Source organism: Pseudomonas sp. MDT1-17 (assembly GCF_054898105.1).
This window is the reverse complement of record NZ_JBUBVM010000001.1, coordinates 4,318,828-4,335,476: the sequence shown is the minus strand read 5'-3', so window position 1 is coordinate 4,335,476 and position 16,649 is coordinate 4,318,828. Positions and strand designations below refer to the sequence as shown.

General features: G+C 56.6%; 19 protein-coding genes and 6 pseudogenes. 7 read left to right on the top strand and 18 right to left on the bottom strand.

What is annotated here, in order from left to right; genetic code table 11:
• Window positions 1–62 precede the first annotated feature (62 nt).
• The 4 genes and pseudogenes from ACYZTX_RS20115 to ACYZTX_RS20100 all read right to left on the bottom strand — a co-directional run.
• Window positions 63–563 (bottom strand): GNAT family N-acetyltransferase, encoded by a 501-nt coding sequence (locus ACYZTX_RS20115; protein WP_462035556.1) that lies wholly within the window; start codon window positions 561–563, stop codon window positions 63–65.
• A 91-nt stretch (window positions 564–654) separates the two neighbouring features.
• Window positions 655–1,182 carry a GrpB family protein gene (locus ACYZTX_RS20110; RefSeq protein ID WP_462035555.1) on the bottom strand — a complete coding sequence of 176 codons (528 nt, stop codon included), beginning with the start codon at window positions 1,180–1,182 and terminating at the stop codon, window positions 655–657.
• Between the two features lie 78 nt (window positions 1,183–1,260).
• A pseudogene (locus ACYZTX_RS20105) lies at window positions 1,261–1,766 on the bottom strand (PaaI family thioesterase).
• 55 nt (window positions 1,767–1,821) lie between these two features.
• Window positions 1,822–2,405 (bottom strand): annotated as a pseudogene (locus ACYZTX_RS20100) (tetratricopeptide repeat protein); the annotation flags it as partial.
• Window positions 2,406–2,408: 3 nt separating this feature from the next.
• Here ACYZTX_RS20100 and ACYZTX_RS20095 point away from each other — a divergent pair.
• Window positions 2,409–2,813: pseudogene (locus ACYZTX_RS20095) on the top strand (MFS transporter); the annotation flags it as partial.
• Here ACYZTX_RS20095 and ACYZTX_RS20090 read toward each other — a convergent pair.
• The gene (locus ACYZTX_RS20090) at window positions 2,700–2,927 is read right to left on the bottom strand and encodes a hypothetical protein (RefSeq protein ID WP_462037139.1); all 228 of its coding nucleotides are present in this window, start codon (window positions 2,925–2,927) and stop codon (window positions 2,700–2,702) included. The pseudogene ACYZTX_RS20095 and the gene ACYZTX_RS20090 overlap by 114 nt on opposite strands.
• Window positions 2,924–3,247 (bottom strand): hypothetical protein, encoded by a 324-nt coding sequence (locus ACYZTX_RS20085; RefSeq protein ID WP_462035554.1) that lies wholly within the window; start codon window positions 3,245–3,247, stop codon window positions 2,924–2,926. The genes ACYZTX_RS20090 and ACYZTX_RS20085 overlap by 4 nt, the downstream gene beginning before the upstream one ends.
• 214 nt (window positions 3,248–3,461) lie before the next feature.
• Here ACYZTX_RS20085 and ACYZTX_RS20080 point away from each other — a divergent pair.
• From ACYZTX_RS20080 to ACYZTX_RS20070, 3 genes and pseudogenes are all read left to right on the top strand, one after another.
• Window positions 3,462–3,728, top strand: a pseudogene (locus ACYZTX_RS20080) (DUF2235 domain-containing protein); the annotation flags it as partial.
• A gap of 40 nt (window positions 3,729–3,768) precedes the next feature.
• Entirely contained in the window at window positions 3,769–4,425 is a 657-nt protein-coding gene (locus tag ACYZTX_RS20075) for a DUF2931 family protein (RefSeq protein WP_462037082.1), read from the top strand.
• A 227-nt stretch (window positions 4,426–4,652) separates the two neighbouring features.
• Window positions 4,653–5,309, top strand: a complete 657-nt coding sequence (locus ACYZTX_RS20070; RefSeq protein ID WP_462037081.1) for a DUF2931 family protein — start codon at window positions 4,653–4,655, stop codon at window positions 5,307–5,309.
• A gap of 64 nt (window positions 5,310–5,373) precedes the next feature.
• On the opposite strand, the gene ACYZTX_RS20065 is transcribed toward ACYZTX_RS20070, so the two are convergent.
• Both ACYZTX_RS20065 and ACYZTX_RS20060 read right to left on the bottom strand, forming a co-directional pair.
• On the bottom strand, window positions 5,374–6,066 hold the full coding sequence (locus ACYZTX_RS20065) for an RES family NAD+ phosphorylase (protein WP_462035553.1): 693 nt from the start codon (window positions 6,064–6,066) through the stop codon (window positions 5,374–5,376).
• Entirely contained in the window at window positions 6,060–6,464 is a 405-nt protein-coding gene (locus ACYZTX_RS20060) for an antitoxin Xre-like helix-turn-helix domain-containing protein (protein WP_462035552.1), read from the bottom strand. Before ACYZTX_RS20060 ends, ACYZTX_RS20065 begins: the two co-directional genes overlap by 7 nt.
• Window positions 6,465–6,728: 264 nt before the next feature.
• On the opposite strand from ACYZTX_RS20060, the gene ACYZTX_RS20055 reads away from it, so the two are divergent.
• Window positions 6,729–7,199 carry an anti-virulence regulator CigR family protein gene (locus tag ACYZTX_RS20055; protein WP_462035551.1) on the top strand — a complete coding sequence of 157 codons (471 nt, stop codon included), beginning with the start codon at window positions 6,729–6,731 and terminating at the stop codon, window positions 7,197–7,199.
• Between the two features lie 172 nt (window positions 7,200–7,371).
• Window positions 7,372–7,878: a hypothetical protein gene (locus tag ACYZTX_RS20050; protein WP_462035550.1), complete on the top strand. Its 507-nt coding sequence runs from the start codon at window positions 7,372–7,374 to the stop codon at window positions 7,876–7,878.
• Between the two features lie 116 nt (window positions 7,879–7,994).
• Here ACYZTX_RS20050 and ACYZTX_RS20045 read toward each other — a convergent pair.
• The 5 genes and pseudogenes from ACYZTX_RS20045 to ACYZTX_RS20025 all read right to left on the bottom strand — a co-directional run.
• Window positions 7,995–9,013 (bottom strand): annotated as a pseudogene (locus ACYZTX_RS20045) (methyl-accepting chemotaxis protein); the annotation flags it as partial.
• Between the two features lie 331 nt (window positions 9,014–9,344).
• Window positions 9,345–9,509, bottom strand: a pseudogene (locus tag ACYZTX_RS20040) (phage infection protein); the annotation flags it as partial.
• Window positions 9,510–9,717: 208 nt separating this feature from the next.
• On the bottom strand, window positions 9,718–10,278 hold the full coding sequence (locus ACYZTX_RS20035; RefSeq protein WP_462035549.1) for a lipid-binding SYLF domain-containing protein: 561 nt from the start codon (window positions 10,276–10,278) through the stop codon (window positions 9,718–9,720).
• Window positions 10,279–10,598: 320 nt separating this feature from the next.
• Window positions 10,599–11,033 carry a GFA family protein gene (locus ACYZTX_RS20030; RefSeq protein WP_462035548.1) on the bottom strand — a complete coding sequence of 145 codons (435 nt, stop codon included), beginning with the start codon at window positions 11,031–11,033 and terminating at the stop codon, window positions 10,599–10,601.
• A gap of 72 nt (window positions 11,034–11,105) precedes the next feature.
• Window positions 11,106–12,047: a carbon-nitrogen hydrolase family protein gene (locus ACYZTX_RS20025; RefSeq protein WP_462035547.1), complete on the bottom strand. Its 942-nt coding sequence runs from the start codon at window positions 12,045–12,047 to the stop codon at window positions 11,106–11,108.
• Window positions 12,048–12,151: 104 nt separating this feature from the next.
• Between ACYZTX_RS20025 and ACYZTX_RS20020 the strand changes: the two genes are divergently transcribed.
• Window positions 12,152–12,841 carry a winged helix-turn-helix transcriptional regulator gene (locus ACYZTX_RS20020; protein ID WP_462037080.1) on the top strand — a complete coding sequence of 230 codons (690 nt, stop codon included), beginning with the start codon at window positions 12,152–12,154 and terminating at the stop codon, window positions 12,839–12,841.
• A gap of 12 nt (window positions 12,842–12,853) precedes the next feature.
• Here the strand turns inward: ACYZTX_RS20020 and ACYZTX_RS20015 are convergent, their stop codons facing one another.
• The 5 genes from ACYZTX_RS20015 to ACYZTX_RS19995 form a co-directional block, all read right to left on the bottom strand.
• The gene (locus ACYZTX_RS20015) at window positions 12,854–12,991 is read right to left on the bottom strand and encodes a hypothetical protein (RefSeq protein ID WP_462035546.1); all 138 of its coding nucleotides are present in this window, start codon (window positions 12,989–12,991) and stop codon (window positions 12,854–12,856) included.
• 51 nt (window positions 12,992–13,042) lie between these two features.
• Window positions 13,043–13,765, bottom strand: coding sequence for a nuclease-related domain-containing protein (locus ACYZTX_RS20010; RefSeq protein WP_462037079.1), 723 nt, complete (start codon window positions 13,763–13,765; stop codon window positions 13,043–13,045).
• Window positions 13,766–14,003: 238 nt separating this feature from the next.
• The gene (locus ACYZTX_RS20005; RefSeq protein ID WP_462035545.1) at window positions 14,004–15,197 is read right to left on the bottom strand and encodes a Fic family protein; all 1,194 of its coding nucleotides are present in this window, start codon (window positions 15,195–15,197) and stop codon (window positions 14,004–14,006) included.
• 244 nt (window positions 15,198–15,441) lie between these two features.
• Window positions 15,442–15,714, bottom strand: a complete 273-nt coding sequence (locus ACYZTX_RS20000; protein WP_462035544.1) for a hypothetical protein — start codon at window positions 15,712–15,714, stop codon at window positions 15,442–15,444.
• A gap of 439 nt (window positions 15,715–16,153) precedes the next feature.
• Entirely contained in the window at window positions 16,154–16,492 is a 339-nt protein-coding gene (locus ACYZTX_RS19995) for a hypothetical protein (protein ID WP_322177094.1), read from the bottom strand.
• Window positions 16,493–16,649 lie beyond the last annotated feature (157 nt).

The following is a 16,649-nucleotide window of genomic DNA, read 5'->3' as shown; positions in this document are numbered from 1 at the left end:
CGCCCTGCAATCACATCGACCGGGTACAGAGCAGCGGCCGGCGCCGCTGGACATTCACTCATCTAAATCGAAAGGCCAAACCGATATTCGTGCTCTGTCCCATCGTGCCCAGATACAGGTTCGATCAAGAAGCCACAGCGTTTGAGCACTTTTGCCGAGCCGATATTTTCAGCGTATACGTTGGCAACCAGTTGTTTAAGGTCCCAATGCAACTGCGCCTCCTGGATCAGATGCCTCACCGCCAGCGTCGCCAGTCCTTGTCCGCACGCGCTTTGAGCAATCCGATAGCCGATTTCTGCCGAGCGCTCGGACGTGTCGATGCCTTTCAGGTTCGCTCGACCCACTATTTTTCCATCAGGATCTTCGATGACAAAGGGGTGCCAGGTTCCAGCGGCAAAATCAGCTAAATAAGCCGCAATGTGCTCGGTGACGCCCTTCATCGAGTAAAAAGCCGAACCGCGCGCATCAATGTGGCGCTCGAACCATTCGCGGTTGTCCAATTCAAATATCAGCAACGCCTCAGCATCGGTGCTTTGCAGGGTACGAATTTTGATGGGCTTCATAAGGTCTCTCCTTTCTGGAAAATGCGTCCAGGCAAGGCCTATCGTTTGTTCCGTTTTGCCTCTCCCTGGTAATCATCAAAAAACGGAATATCTACGTGGATGTTCGAATGGCGCTTGATATCGAGACCGACCCCACAAGCTCGTCGATAAATGGGGCCTTCTGTACCAGGTATTCACCAATGCCGCTGGTGTTGCTCGCTTCCAGTTCGAATTTTAAGTCTTGATACCGCTGACGAATCACAGGGTCACCCCTGAGCAGATCACGAAAGCGGAGCATTCTTTCGATTTGATCGTGGCCGATGATACAAACGTGGGCCTTATGTGTTCGCACACCACCAACATCGCGACGATAAAAATGATGTCCCGGCGAAAGATCGCTGCCTCGCGCGTAACCTAGTCCATGCATGACATTGTCTCGGGAGGATTCGTCTCGATGTCGCGCAACCTCGACCAGGAGGTCGATCTCTGGCTTGGCTGCGAGCTCGGGAACGGCGGTGCTTCCGACATGATGGATGGCAACAAGCTCAGTGCCAAACGCCTTCGCGATCTGCTCCTTGGCGCTAAAAAATTGCGTGGGCCATCCACTGTCATAGAGGAAAATCTTGCTAGTTAACGCCATGGTGCTGCTTCCTTATATCCGCAGGCTCGGCAATATGGATATGAGTCTCCTCGTTTCCAGCCCCGGTGTGTTGTCCAGCTACCGACTATGAGCGACGGCTGCCAGTTGCTCGGTATCCACGCGAACAAAAATGGAGTCTCCAATCGCCGTGAGCACGTCCCCGGCGTAGACCTCACAGATGACGCGACTTTTGCGTCCGACATCCCCTTCTACTTTTGCACGCAGGGTCAGCGGTACACCCATCGGTGTCGGCTTGATGAACTTGATGCCAAGGTTGCCAGTGACGCAATTAATGCGGGGGAGGCTGCCGACTTCACGGTGTTCCATACGGTAGTGATAGGCCATCGCCGTCCAGTTTGAATGACAGTCAACCAGCATCGCGATCAGCCCGCCGTAAACCAGATCTGGCCAGCCGCAATACATGGCATCAGGCATGTGCTCGGCCATGACATGCACACCGTCCTCATGCCAGAGCTCTTGATGTGCAGCCCGTGCGGATTACTGCTGCCGCAGCCGTAACAAACGCCTTCAGGCGCGGCGGTGTCTTGCAGGGAGGTTTCGAGACTGGGACATAACGTGGTCATCCTCAAACATGTGAACAAAAACCAGCCGGATTTTAACGCTGCAAACGGGCCGCGGTCACTCGGGTAATCCTGCCAGTCGCAGTCCATCCGCGAACCGCGCGAGATCCTCGGGCCGCTGGATGGGCAGCCAGTCCTTCAGGTTGGAGACGTGCAACGATGCATCCAGCTCGTGCAGGCGCTGTATCGCCTGCTCGCTTTGTCCATTTGCCCGGTGAGCGCATGACTGGCCGCCATCAGGGCAACCGAGGGCAGGAGCGTGGGCAGGTTTCCCAGCGCCTTCTCCGCCCAGGTCGAAGCGGCTTCGAAGCGCCCGGCGAAGAAATGCGCGAGCGCAATCACGACCTGGATCCGGAACATTTCCGGATCCAGCGGACTCAAGCGAACGGCATGGGTCAAATGCTCAATCGCGTCGTCTGTTTCGCCGCGCAACGCGCGCAGGATACCGCCCAGGAACCAGGCGGGTGCGAGGTTGGGATTGAGCAGGCGTGCCCTGTCGAGCAGGGCAATGGCGCCATCGACATCGCCGGCGAGATGGGCAAGCGCATGTCCGCCTCGCGTCAGCGCCACCGCATCATCCCGGCCGAGCGCCACCGCCAGCCGCGCCAGCCGTACGCCCTCGGCGATCTCTCGAGTACGATCGATCTATCGATCACGCTGATCGCTTTCAGCAACCTCAACCGCCGAAACCTTCCCTGCGCAATAGGCCTCTTCAATACGGGTCGCCAACTGGGCGGCCTGATGGGCGTCGCAGGACTCCAGACACTGATCGAACATAACGTTGCCGCCAATGCAGTGGTCCTCGGCGCCAGCGTCACCCCCGGGGGAAGCGCGGTCATTGAACGGCTGACGACCACGACAGCCATGCTGTCGATGAAAGGGATGGATGCAGTGGCCGCAGGCCGGGCAGCGACAAGCCTTCTTGGCCGTGTCGTGTCAGGTCAGTCCACGGTGATTGCCTTCGACACGGCGTTCCTCGCCGTTACGCTGTTGTTCGCAATCGCCGCTCCAATGCTGGTCGGCATCAAGATCGGGCTTTCGCGGTATGCGCACCGTAGCGATGCCTGGCCCTGTGAATGGAGACTGATTTATTTTGCACACGAAAAAGCCCGGCTGATCAGGCCGGGCTTTTCGTTGAGTACCGCGGTAAAGCTCTTCATTCATGCAGCGCGGTTCTGGATCAGACGATCGGAGCCACCTTCAGCGACGCGGTTTTCGATCAGACGGTCGGAACCACCTTCGGCAACGCGATTCTCGATCAGACGATCCGAGCCGCCTTCAGCGACGCGGTTTTCGATCAGACGATCCGAACCACCTTCAGCCACACGACTTTCGATCAGACGATCCGAACCACCTTCAGCCACACGACTTTCAATCAGACGATCCGAGCCGCCTTCAGCGACAACCGGGTGAGCAGAGGTGGCGGCGAAAGCGTTAGCTGCAAAAACCGAGAAAGCGATGCTGAGGAGGATTTGGCGTTTCATGAGGGTGTGCTCCGGGGTGTAGTTGTTTGGTATGGAGGCGATGTTACGCCCCGGAGTTTTTAAGAGAACTTCATTGAATTGATGGTGACTATCGACGCCGGCAATGTATGGATGAGACCACTCTCTGGATGATGGCATCCGGCTACGCGTTGCTTGATTGGATCCGCAATGACACCCTCATCACCCGTTGCACCAAGGAGCAGGTGATCAAGGAATGAGTGGATACGTACCCAACCCCCCGAAAAACTATCGATACGACAAAGCCAAACCCGTCGATATCCATGCCCTGCGCTGGGCCGAGTATGAGAAGCACGGCAAAGTAACTGCGCCTGAGAAGCAAAAAATCAAGGTAGCGCTGCGCATTGGGGTGTTCTTTGATGGAACGCTCAACAATGCCAGCAACTCCGAATCAGGATTAGTGTGCGGCGCCCACCATCCCATCCGACCGGAAGACGTCGATGCGAGCTGTAAGCCGTATATGTTCATCCTCGTGTAGCTGATTCCCCTTGGAGAACATTTTGTTGCGCGTATTCTTTTTTTTGCTCGGTGCATTGTTGGTCTCAGGCTGCCAGGCAGGAGAACCTCTATCCGGTAAAAACGACCCGAAGAATCCATGGTGGAGCCTCAGTTTTGTTGAGCCCACCTACATGAAGGTTTGGGTGGAAGACACTGCTGTCGAAGACATCAACGGAAAGCTGTTTCGCCGCACCGGCGGCGGCACGGCAGCGAGTGATGAGTCCGCAGGTGACGCTGAATATGCTCGCGGCTGGAGTGAAAAAATCAGCAGTAGCACTCGCGGCGTAGTCGGTGCGGGTTTACCCAAGCGGATTTATGTTCGTTGGCAGTCGGTAGTCGAGCCGCAAACTTATCGTGCATGGGTCGACATTCCTGAAGAGGCTCGGCAAATTTTGCACGCTTCGGTGAATGAGCGTTGCCCTTCTCGAGTTGCGGAACCTGCCAATTACAGAGCCAAGGTTTATCTCGGACTTGCACCTGGCGGCATCGTGCAAGTGTGGGTACTGGACAGATGTATGAAATCGATCAAAGTCGCACGCGCTCAAGCAGAGATAGAGCCTTTAGGACCGCACCTTGGAAAATCTGACGGCAACTACTATCCGCTGTCCGAGAAATCCAAAAGCTACGTTGAGACATACGGCATTCCTTACGGCAGTTGGTGAGAGCTCAACGCATAAAAAAACTGGCGCCACTACGACGCATTTTACCGATGTTGTTCAACTGTCAGCCCGTGATGAACTCCGTGCGAATTTCGCGTTGAGTACCAGAGCAATCCAATAGGGTCAAGTCGAGAGCGCGGCGTGAACCTCCGCTACACCAATGCACCGACTGAAGATGGCGTGCGCGTGCGTCATCCTCATGTGCAGGATTCAAGCTGGAGAACGTTTTGATGCGTGTTTTGGGGATGTTGTTGGGGATGTTGTTGGTTTCAGGCTGCCAAGCCACAAACCTTGCATCACCCGATACGGAACTCACAAGAAAGTGGTGGAGCCTCAGCTTCAACGAGCCGTACTACATGAAGGCTTGGGTTGAAGACAGCACGGTCGAAGACATCAACGGCACGCTGTTCCGCCGCACGGGTGGCGGTACGGCAGCGGGGGGGGAGCCAGAAAACGACACGGAGTCCGCTCGAGGTTGGGGCGAGATAACCGGAGGCATTCGTGAGGTTGAGGGTGCCGACTTACCTAAACGGATCTTTGTTCGCTGGCAGTCAATAGTTGAGCCGCAAACGTACCGCGCGTGGGTCGATATTCCCGAAGAAGCCCGGCAAATCATGCGCGCTACGCTTAATGAACGTTGCCCTGCATCGCCGGATGAGCCCGCAGGTAATGTTGCGTTGGTTTATGTGGGTGTAGCGCCTGGAGGCATTGTCCAAGTGTGGGTGGCGGATAAATGCATGAAAGCAGTCAAGGTTGCTCGTGCCCAAGCAGAAAAAGAACCGATGGGCCCAGACCAAGGCAAAAGTCAGGGGCAGTATGCCTATCCCGTCAGTGAAAACGCCAAGCGCTACATCGAGCGATTCGGCATCCCATACGGCAGCTGGTAAACATCGCCGCACAAAAAAAACGGGCGCCTATCAAGGCGCCCGTTTTCATTTCGGCATGATGCAATCAAGCCTCACTAATCTTACTGACACTCGTAATCTGCCCATTCCAGATCATCTCGTAATGCGCCGTCTGAATAACCGATAAAACCGGTCTCGGCGTCATCAGCGCCCAGCAATAACCGCCCTGCATCCGCACAGAGTTGTAACGAATGCCCGGACATCTCGCCTCTTTGATCGACCTCCCCAAGCGATGGGAATGCGTGTAATCGTCAGGATCGTAAACAGGATCAGTCATCGCAATGGCAGTAGCATCTTTCATCGCCACGTCCACGAAGGAGCAAGACAGCCCGCGGAAAACAAAGCGCTCATAGTTCAGGCTCGGGACATTCGACCAATACAGGCTCTGGTGATGCCGCACCTCGGCCAGCGCCGTTTCCATGGAGTCTGCCAAATACAGCACCCCAAAACTGCCATCGCTGAACCGCGAACCCGCCGGGTTGACGTGGGTAAAAGGCGCCGTCGCGTAGGAGCAGCCAGGAATACCGAACGGGATCTGATCTCGCGGAATCAACTCAAGATGACCCACTTCATTTTTCAGCCTGGGGTTCGTCAGCGCCTGTATCTGATACAGCACCTCAAACTCATCCGCGTCCGCAACGTCATCAAACATCGCGATCGGTGGAAACTTCGAATTGACCAGTCGATAGGCCTGTTGCTGCTCTCCGGCAAGGTCTGCCAGTTCATTCACCTTTACCATTGCGCGCCACGCAGCACGTCAATGCGCCGGAAGGTTTCATACAAGGAAATCATATCGCCCTGAGACATGATCTCGAGCGGGCTACGCCCATTGAAAAACTCGTTGTCGTTGGCCATCGACGGGAAGCCGTAGACGTTCTCCGGGTTATCGAAAACCAGGCGCAGCGCGGCGTGGATGTTGAGCACAAAACTGATGCGCTGCATCTGGTCCGAGTCCAGCGTCACCGCCCAGTCGGGATCACGTTGCCGGACGCGGGTGTAGGTGCTGCGGGAAATGCGCAGGATGCGGCAGGCCTGATCACTGGACGCACCCCATTTTTCGAGGATGCCGACAGCGGCGCGCAGACCCGTCACGCACTGACTCTTGGTAAAGGCTTGTTCCTGGAGGGCAACGGCCATGTTCAATACCTCATCGCGAATCTACAGATTCAAATATAGGTTGATTGAATCTACAGATCAAGGCTGCCTCGACCAGCGGGCCATTAAGGCACTGTCAGCGCTTCAACGCAGTTGGGCGAGCCGGGCGCTTTTACACGCGCTGTACCGAATGCACGAACACCGTACTTCAATTGCCTGTGTCGCCTTGGCAGTAGGAGAAATGGAACCAACATCGTCAATAGCGTCTAAATTTCAGAGGGATTCCCCCTCCGAAGGAACGACTCAATGTTCAGATATCGCTCGTTGATTGCCGCTATTACAAGTCTTGCACTGGTCTGCGGCTCGGCTACTGCATTGGCCGATCCTGGTAATGGAAAGGGTCAGGGAAATGGCAAGGGAAATCCGCAAAACAGCCAGGACCATGGCAACCAGGGAGGTCATGCAAGTAAAGGCAAAAATTCCGGGGGCGGCGATTGGGATAATGGCCCAAGTATCAATCATGCAAGTGTGCTGGGGATTGTTGGTGGATATCGGGACTACTGGAGTCCCGGACCTGCTTTGCCACCCGGCATTCAAAAGAACCTCGCTCGTGGTAAGCCTCTTCCACCCGGGATTGCCAAAAAGCTGGATGGCCGATTGATCAGCAGTCTGCCTCATTATGATGGGTACGAATGGCAGCAAGCAGGTACCGATTTGATACTGATCGCGCTGGCAACCGGGCTCATCTATGAAGTTCTAAGCGGTGCTTTTGATTAACGCTTCAGTGGTGAATGCGATTGAAACCCACTTCCAAAGGCGCTTTTTTGAGCCATTTCTTGCAGGGTACTTATCAGGTCAGTGCACACGGCATTCCGCCTGTCGCAGGGAATTGAACTGTCAGGGGCCTGATGCGTCATATGGCATGCGATATCAACCAACGGAAGCCATCATGCTTTTAAAGAATAAGAGTCTCGTTGCTGTCATGTCCTGCGCCATGATGCTTGCAGCTGCTCCATTACTCCCCATTGAATTGTCCGTCATGAACTCCGCCTATGCGAAGGATGGTGGTGGTGGTGGTGGTGGTGGGAATGGAGGAGGTGGTGGTAACGGAGGCGGTAACGGCGGTGGCAATGGAGGTGGCCATGGCGGCGGTACGAGTGGCGGTCACAGCGGTTCAGGCCACTCCGGGAAATCCGACAGTAATGGCCGCGGTAAGGGACTGGCCAGCGATCATGCCGGCAAGGCTGTTCGCGATCATGGTGAAAGCGGAAACCACTACGGTAATGATCGCGGTGATGATCGCGGTCATGGCTCAACGACTTCAGGCATCGCCAATTCCAAAGATACTCGCGGCGTGACCAAAGCCAGTGCCATTTCGACCTCGACTCCAGGCGATCACAACACGAAAGGGTTGAGCAAAGCCGGGACGTCAAGATCAAAAAGTCGTACTGATTAAGAAGCTGAGCAATCCCTGCGCGATCGACTGAAAGATCAAACAGGGATTGCTGACAAGCCGGCATAACAGTCAGCCAACCGACCAGGGTGGTCGTCGCCCTGGAGAGGCGGTTTCGGGTCGGCGATACTGCTGATCACCTCCAGGACGGTACCGATTTGCTCTGCTTGTCCCGCCAGCACCTGCACGGTTTCGTTCGTGCTTTTGAGGCGCGACGCCAACTGAGTGATTTCATGCTGTGCCCGGTTCACACTTTCTTGCCCTCGCGTGATTTGCACGCTGGCCTGGCCGGCATGTTCAACGGCCTGTTCGACGTGCACGGCGATATGCCCCATCGCGTCCCCATCCGCTGCATCGAACCCGTCATCTGGGCAATTTCCGTCAGCTGATGCTTGGCCCCTTTCTCCAGCGTGTTGCTCGCCTTGGCCAGCTCCTGGCCCAGCTGACCGAGGCCATGAGAGTCGCGAACCACCCCGTCAACCAGGGCGGTAATCTGCAGCAGGAATTGATCGAAACGCTCCGCGAGCGAGACATGCCCCCCGGCCCTATCACCCTTGCCGGCATCGACGGTGAGCTGGGACGTGGCCGCGAGCATCTTGTCCAGCATGTCCTGGCTCTCCACCGCGTCGGCCTGACTGTGCACGGCCAGATAGAGCAGGGCGACCGTCTCCATCACCACATAGAAGGCGTGAACGAACACCATCGTCCACCCACCGTGATGCGCCATGACGTAGACCGGAAAATCTTGATGCTGCAGCGCATGGAAGACCACGTGATGAACCGCGATCGTTGCCGCAGCGACCAGAATCGGTAACCAGTCGCGATAAAACGTCAGTACCGCCAGCAACGCGAAAATACCGAAGTGGGATTCAATGACGCCCTCGGCCTGATTGATATGCAATGCGGCCATGACCATCAAACCGATCGCCAGGCAACACCGCATCAACCGCGTCCCGCCCATTGCGCGATAAAACACCGTCAGCAGCAGGCTCGTGCCGCCACCCACCAAAAGCGACTGCATAAAGGTGTCGTGCCAGAAAGCCAGACCCAACGCGAAGAGAAACATCAGCCAGATCAAGCCCAGCATGATTCGGTCGGCTTTGCGGTAATGCTCGAGAAAACGAGGGGGGAAGGGCATGCACGCTTACACCATGTCATTGAGCCAGAACAAAGCAAACCTATGGTCAGTGCGGGTCAGCCAAGCCAGACACTACCCCTCTGGCTCGTGCCTTGGTCGAGGCGTACTTGAGAAACCGAGAAGAGAGTAGCCGTATGCCATCATCCTTGACGTGTTCGACGAGGCACACGGGTAACAATGTCAGAAATAGAGGTAAGTAATGCTGAAGTGACGCGGCCAAAGTCTGCACCTGTGCCGGCCAGGGTCCATTGCTGGCGTTCGCGACACACGAAAAAGCCCGGCTTGTAAGGCCGGGCTTTTCGTTGAGTACTGCGGTGAAACTACGCATTTATGCAGCACGGCTTTCGATCAGACGATCCGAACCACCTTCAGCCACACGACTTTCAATCAGACGATGCGAGCCGCCTTCAGCGACAACCGGGTGAGCAGAGGTGGCGGCGAAAGCGTTAACTGCAAAAACCGAGAAAGCGATGCTGAGGAGGATTTGGCGTTTCATGATGGTGTGCTCCGGGGTGTAGTTGTTTGGTATGGAGGCGATGTTACGCCCCGGAGTTTTTAAGAGAACTTCATTGAATTGATGGTGACTATCGACGCCGGCAATAGACGCGCCTCACGCCCAGCATCGGCAGGGTTACGGGCGGTCATGAAGCCCAACAAGACGGGCGCCTGACAAGGCGCCCGTTTTGACTCACTCCGTCGCGGTTTTAGCGCTTGATCAGGGAAATCTTCGATCCTTCGATGCTGACCCCAGCCATTAACCCCTGCTGGTCGAAAATGAACGCGTAGGCATCGTCCTTCAGCGTCGAGCTGGACAGATTCTTCGCAACGCCTTCATCAACCACAACAACAGTGGGCCCTACGCCGATTTCCCAGCCCTTGGTTTCGCGTACATAGTTCACGGCTTTATCGGTCATCAGGAACACCACATAGCCATACGACTGAGCGCCTGCCTGCAGCCCCCATGAACCGGTTACGGAGTTGTAATAACCCTCTGCTGTCTTGCCTTTGAACAACACGCCTTCGCCATAGGCGCCACCAAACACAAGGCCCGCCTTGATGATTTTTGGAAAGACAAGGATCGCTTTGGCGTTGTGCGAAATGGTTTCGGCAAAGGGCGTGGCCTTGTAGAGCGTTTGCAACGCTTGCCGAGAGTCGGCATTCAGATCCTCGGCGGTTGCCGCACCTGCAGTGTTCAGCAAGCTCGCCGATGCCAGTGATGCAGTCGCGAGGACCATCGATAAAAAGAAGCGCATTGACTGAGTCATTTTCGTACTCCGATACGGGAGCATTGGATATGAGCAGCAGTCAGCGCCTGCCCGGGGCAGAATCCGAACCTACTGAAAATTATCCGGCGCACCCTAAAGTGTGTGAACCACTGGCTTCGCCCTTGAATGAAGCAGGCCAGAGGCCTTGGATCATTCGCGATGCCGCCACCTGCTTTGACCACTGTCGATGAGCCGGGTTCGCCGTCGGAGATCGCTATGGCCGAACCCTGTAGGTAATGGGAATACCACTGTTTTACCAACAGGTAGGTATCCCGCGTAACCAGGCAAGACGGGATCGCCAGACACTTACCTTGCTAGCGCTATTCGTCCACGCTGATGCCCGATCCCCCTAGTTCGTTGGGGACATCCTTCAGCTTGGGCAATCCATCTTTGATGCGCAGCACGGTCTCCTGATAATGGACGTGAACACCTGGCGAGTACGCGAGATCCGGGATGAGCGCGGCATACACGTCGATGAGCCCCATCTCCGGGTGTTCAGTGAAGAGGTGTCCGCCGCACGTCTTGCACCACTTGCGGTAACTGCGCGGTGTCTTGTTGTAGGTGCCGATGTTGTCAGCACCCCGTGTCACTTGCACCGCCTCGGGTTTCCACAGCGTGAAGGCGTTGACCGGCCCTGCTGACCAATGCCGACACGACTCGCAATGGCAATAGCCCATTCCGGCCGGCTCGCCGCTGACGGTGAACCCGACCGCGCCGCAAAAACAACTGCCCTTGTAAGACCGTTCAATGCTCATGGCATGACTCCTTGATCAATTGCCAGGGGATACCGCCGGACATGGCGTGGATCGCCTGAACGTTGGCTACCTTCACGCGTCGATGTAGCGCACTGCTGTCGCCGGCGTGCGCCGCACCTGCAGTTCGAAAATATCCGGGCGCGCGTAATGCCCGGTGACGTCGAGCGCCCGCCGCGCTGGCGCCACGAGTGCGACGTCGATGTCCGCATACAAAATGCCGGCCTCGCGGTGTAATGGACCGGCCACGATCCGGCCTTGAGGATTGACCACCACCGAGTCGCCGTCGTTGATCCATTCGTCCGGATCGGGAAACAGTTGCGCACGCGCCGGGAAGTCGTCGGGAATGTCGCTGCCGCGCAGCGCGCTGCCACTGCCGAGCACCCAACAGCGGCCTTCGAGTGCAATGTGACGCATCGTGCTGATCCAGCCCTCGCCAGTGTCGTACGTGGGGGCGACGTAGATTTCCACCCCTTGGGCATACAGTGAATAGCGGGCCAGCGGCATGTAGTTTTCCCAGCAGATGAGCGCACCCACGCGGCCGACCGGTGTATCGACCGTACGCAACCCGGAGGCATCACCGAAGCCATGCACCATGCGCTCGGGATTGGTGGGCATCAGCTTGCGGTGGCGGTTGAGCACGGCGCCGTTCGCGCCGATAACGACTACGCTGTTATAGAGCGTGCCGCCTCCATTGCGCCGGTCGCATTCATTGATGCCACACACGATCGTCACCGCGTGAACCATGGCGGCCTCGCACAATTGGCTCAGGTCACCGTTGGTGATATCGACGGCGTTGGCCAGCAGCCGCGTGTGCAACTGGCCCATGACAGCCCCGTCCTTTCCCGCCGCCAGCCGCCAGATCCACGCCGGGTAACCGGGAATGTACGATTCGGGCAAAACGATCAGCGAGGCTCCCGCCGCCGCTGCCTCAGCGACCGATTGCACGGCCCGGGCGATCGTCGCGCTGCGATCGAGCAGCACGGGCGGGCGCTGAATAATGGCTACCTTGGTCATGGCGTTCACCTTTGGCTTTTGGCTTTCGAGGGCTTGAGCGTGCGCGTGGCGAAGTGGCGGGGCTAGTTCAAAAAGTGAAGCGTTGCAGATGCGGAGTACAGGCGATGGAAGACAGCTACGGTCAGTTCTGCACGGTCGCACGCGGTGCTGAAGCCCTGTGCGAGCGCTGGACACCCTTGGTGGTGCGCGAGCTGCTGTGCGGCAGCAAGCGCTTCAATGAACTGCACCGCGGCGTAGCACGGATGTCCACCAACCTGCTGGCACAGCGGCTGCGTCACCTGGAAGAAATCGGCGTCATACACCGCACGGCCACCGGCAAAGTCTGGGAATACAGCCTGACCGAGGCGGGCGAGGAATTGCGCCCCATCATCATGGCGCTAGGTCATTGGGGCGCACGCTGGATCGGCAGTCGCCTGCGCGATGACGAACTCGACGCGGGCTTGCTGATGTGGGACGTGCGCCGGTTCGTGCGCATCGAGACCTTCCCGTCCCGACCGGTGGTCATCCACTTCAAGTTCCGCGACGCACGGCCCGGCGAGCAAGCGTGGTGGCTCGTGGTTGAACAGGGCGTGGCGGATCTATGCCGCGACGACCCTGGCCGCGAACTGACACTCGTTGTGGACTCCAGCGTGCGCGCGTTGACCGAGGTGTGGACGGGCGACCGCACACCGCGGGAAGTTCTTCAGTCGCGAGAGCTGCGTGTGGATGGCGCGGTGAAGGATGCGGAGAGTTTGTGGCGCTGGCTGGGTACGAGTGCGTTTGCGGGGACTCGGAGTGCGGTGGTGACTCGGTAATTTCGCTCAAGCTCAACTCGACTTCTTCGGTGGGTAGTTGCCGCGTAAGCCCCCGGACTTGTTGCCGGTTTTGCTGGGCAGGTTAGGGACAACCGGACGGGACCTGGGCTGAGGGTTGGAGCGGCTGCGGGGTTGAGGTTGTTTGCTCATGTTTCGCCTCCCGACTTTTCAGCGTTTCGCATAGCGGCCTCTTGATAAAGCTTAGCTGTTGGGCGCTATGAGCTGTACCGTCCGGCACTTGGGGAATGTGCTGCATCCCCAAAACTGCTGGCCGGTGTTGGCACCGCTTTTGAATGTACGCACCACCAGCGCACTGCCGCAGCGCGGACATTGGCGGGAAGCCGATGGATCGCTGCGCTGCTTCAGGCGTTGCACATGCTCACGGCGGGTAGCTAACGTCGGCGCCAGACGACCTGCTTGCAAGGTTTGTAGCATAGCCGTCACCTGCGCCTCGCTGAACACCGCTTGCTGGAACGACTTGATATAGCGGATTGCCCCCATGCCTTGGGTGACATTGGCGGACATTTTGGTCTTGAAGGTGCTGCCGCCGACAAAGGCGATGACCGAATGCACATACTCCGGCCCGATTCCCAACACGGCTTGCAGTGCTTTCAAATGCTTGTAGTTCTGGTGAATCGGGTTCTGGAACTTGAAACGCTTTCTGTAAAGCTGTTGCGTCCACTGAGCCTGCTTTTCACCGCCGAAGATCCAGCCGCTCATGTTCTTCGTTTCCAGCACGAAAATGCCGAAGGGCGAAACGAACACATGGTCGATCTGTGTAGTGCCGTCCGGGGTGGTGAGCGTCACGTCATGCAGGCGGCGGTAGACGTGACGATTCAGTAGAAAGTGCGTGAACAACCGGATTAGCTGCTCACCGAACCAGCCTTTGAGCAGGCGCGATTTCAGCAGCGCCAATACCAGCATCGGCGGCAGTAGCCATTTCAGGATGTCGAGTAAGGGTTGCAGGATAAGGGCGGTGTTCACATGGCAATCCTTTGCAGTGAGAGGTTCTTTTGGCTGTGCTGCCTGATACTGCCTTCCAGTCAAACTTTCGGGGGAGTCCCCAGTTTTACCAAGGGACGCGTTCAAACTACCAAAATCCGCAGCTCACAACCTTAAACAAAACGGGCGCCGTCATGGCGCCCGTTGTCATTCAATCCAATTACTGAAACCGTCGATGCAAATCCGGAAAAATATCTTGGGCAAACCAGGCGGGCAGGCCGGGTGTGACGATCCGGGATTTAGGCGTTTGGCTTTCCACCAGACCGACTTTGATTAGCCGTGAAAGCTCATCGATTGCCGGGCGTGGTGTAAGGCCGGTGAAGGTTTTTATTTCGTTGCGCGGCAGGCTTCCTTGGGTGATGAGCGCAATGATTGCTGGCGCACTTTCCGGGCGAATGCCTTGTTGTATAAGTTTGTCGTTGTAGTGAAACGCGCGTATCACGCGTTCTCGAAGCTGAGACGGGTCCACCGCGGCGGTCATGTAATCGACCTGATCGTGACAAACCTGCAGCATGAACTCGATGAATTCGAAATAGCGTCGCTGAGACAGCTGGCCTCGTCCGTCCAGATCACCCTCTCTTGGGCGGTCCGCCATGGTCAGGGCGGCGTAGTAATTCTGATGTTGCCTTGCAAGGCCACGTGACAGTGACCAGAGCGTTGGCTTTAGCCCCAGGCTCACTAACTGTAGGTGAGTGACCAACCGAGCAACCCGACCATTCCCGTCTGCAAAGGGATGAATCCAAGCGAGGCGATGATGGTAGGCAAGCGCAGAAATAAGCTGACGGCGGGAGTCTGTCTGTCGGCCAAAGCCTGCCTGAAGGTGTCGCAGCATTCCGTCTACAGCACAAGCGTCCGGTGCATCATGATTGCCAACGATAACGTTCTGACCTGTCACCGACCGCAGGATGCCGGGCTGCATGATCGAGCCATCTGACAGTGTTCGTTCCGCGTCACTTGCACCCCTAAAAAGCCGTTTGTGTGCTGTGCTCACAAGCTCAGGTGCAAACATGTCACCCCAGGCAAACGGCGCGCGCTGGCGCAATGCCCGTTCGAGCAACGCTTGCACCGCCATCTGTTCAACCGCCAGGTTTTTAAGCTGTTTGCGATCTTTGACCGGTGCCGCTTGTGCTTTTTGCATTTCGGCGGGCTCGGTGTATTGCCCTTCGATCAGGTTCGAGTAGTACGTATTGGTGATTTGCAGCAGACGGCCGAGACGTGCAGCGGTTTCAGGCGGCAGGCGTCCGGCCAGGAATTGTGTCTTTCTGGGCAGCGCGTCCGCGAGCGCAACGATTGACGGAGGCAATGCGTCAGGGAGAATCGGGTCGAGCCAGGCTTTTGATGTGATCAGGGGCATAGCGGCTTGTACCGTATGAAAGGCTTCACATTTTATTTCACATATTGAATGGATGAACAAGCGCTTATTTACTGGGCTTCAGGGGTTTTTGAGGCTTTCTAAAGAAAATTATCTTCACATTTTATTTCACATATTTTTTGTGAAATGACTTCGGTCAGTGGGCTCACGAAAGGCTCCGTCAGCCGCGTTTACGCACAGATCGCAGTTGCAGAAAACGGGCGCCCATTGAGGCGCCCGTTTTTACTTACTCCTTCACCTGCGCTCGTAAGCGTCGACTGATCACGTCCATCAAGTCACAGCCGTCGCGTAACGGAATGACTAACAGCTGAGAAAAGTCTTTCAACACCACCGTGTCGCAACCGAGTTCCGCGCGGTAGGCGATGTTTTCCAGCACCTGCGTGACCGTACGAATGCGGTAATCGGCCATGGCTTGCAGGACGTCGAGTGGGGCTTGGGTGTCGATGAGCAGGGAGGCCGGGATCAGGTCGATTCCGGTGAGGGGCATGTATCTTTCCATAGGTGAGATCTCGTTCAGATTAGATGAGACCGCCAACAGATCGACGCCAAACGAATAGGGTGGCAGTTGCGCGCAGGTTGGCGAACCGGGAACGAGTAACCGGCAGACCCGAAGGTCTCCCGCGCGCAACCGCCATAGTACAGCGGTTTTGCGGCTGCGACGACGCCTACAAATGAGCAGACGGCCCTCGCATTCGTATCTCGGGTCGCCAAACCCGAATCGCCATTATGGGCGACGAGATGGACTATAGGCCTCATCAGAACGGCGGGAAAGGTGAGGGATTCCGAGGTTTGTGTAGGAATTTTTATGGTGGTCCTAGGACCGTTACGCCCCTTCCGCGGGCGACGGCTATCGACCCAGAGCGGCCATACACGAAGGCTCAGTTACAAAACGCGTAAATGCGGTTTAGTGGACGAGATTGAGTGCGTTGTTGGCCCGCTCACCACAGCAATGCTTCAACTTCATCATATTTCTCAGCCACTTTAAGGAAGGGGGCCGCCCAACCACTGCTCAGACTGACTTCTTGCAGTGGACCGGTTGGAGCAAACAGAACAGCAAATTTTATCCTTTCGGGTAACACGCCAGATTTCAGCGTGCTGACCAAACCTAGCAATTCTCTCTTTGCCTGTTCTTCGCCCTCCCAACTTGACCAGCAGAAGTCATTGTCCGGAAGAGAAATCAGCTCAATGGCAGCTTCAAGTACATGGATGAGACTTTCAATAGGGAAGTCATGATTTAACTCTCCATGAATCAGCTGCTTTGCACGATCCAAATTCATAGGGTGACTGACTCTTCCTGTTCGTGGAGGTTAAAACAGCATTGAGGCTAGCGCGTACAGGATGGAGAAACAAGGGAAAAGACCCTACTGCCGAACGTCTGCTTTTAGCCGTTTTTCTGCCTGTGGTGACGGGCTGAAAACGACCCATAACAGCCAT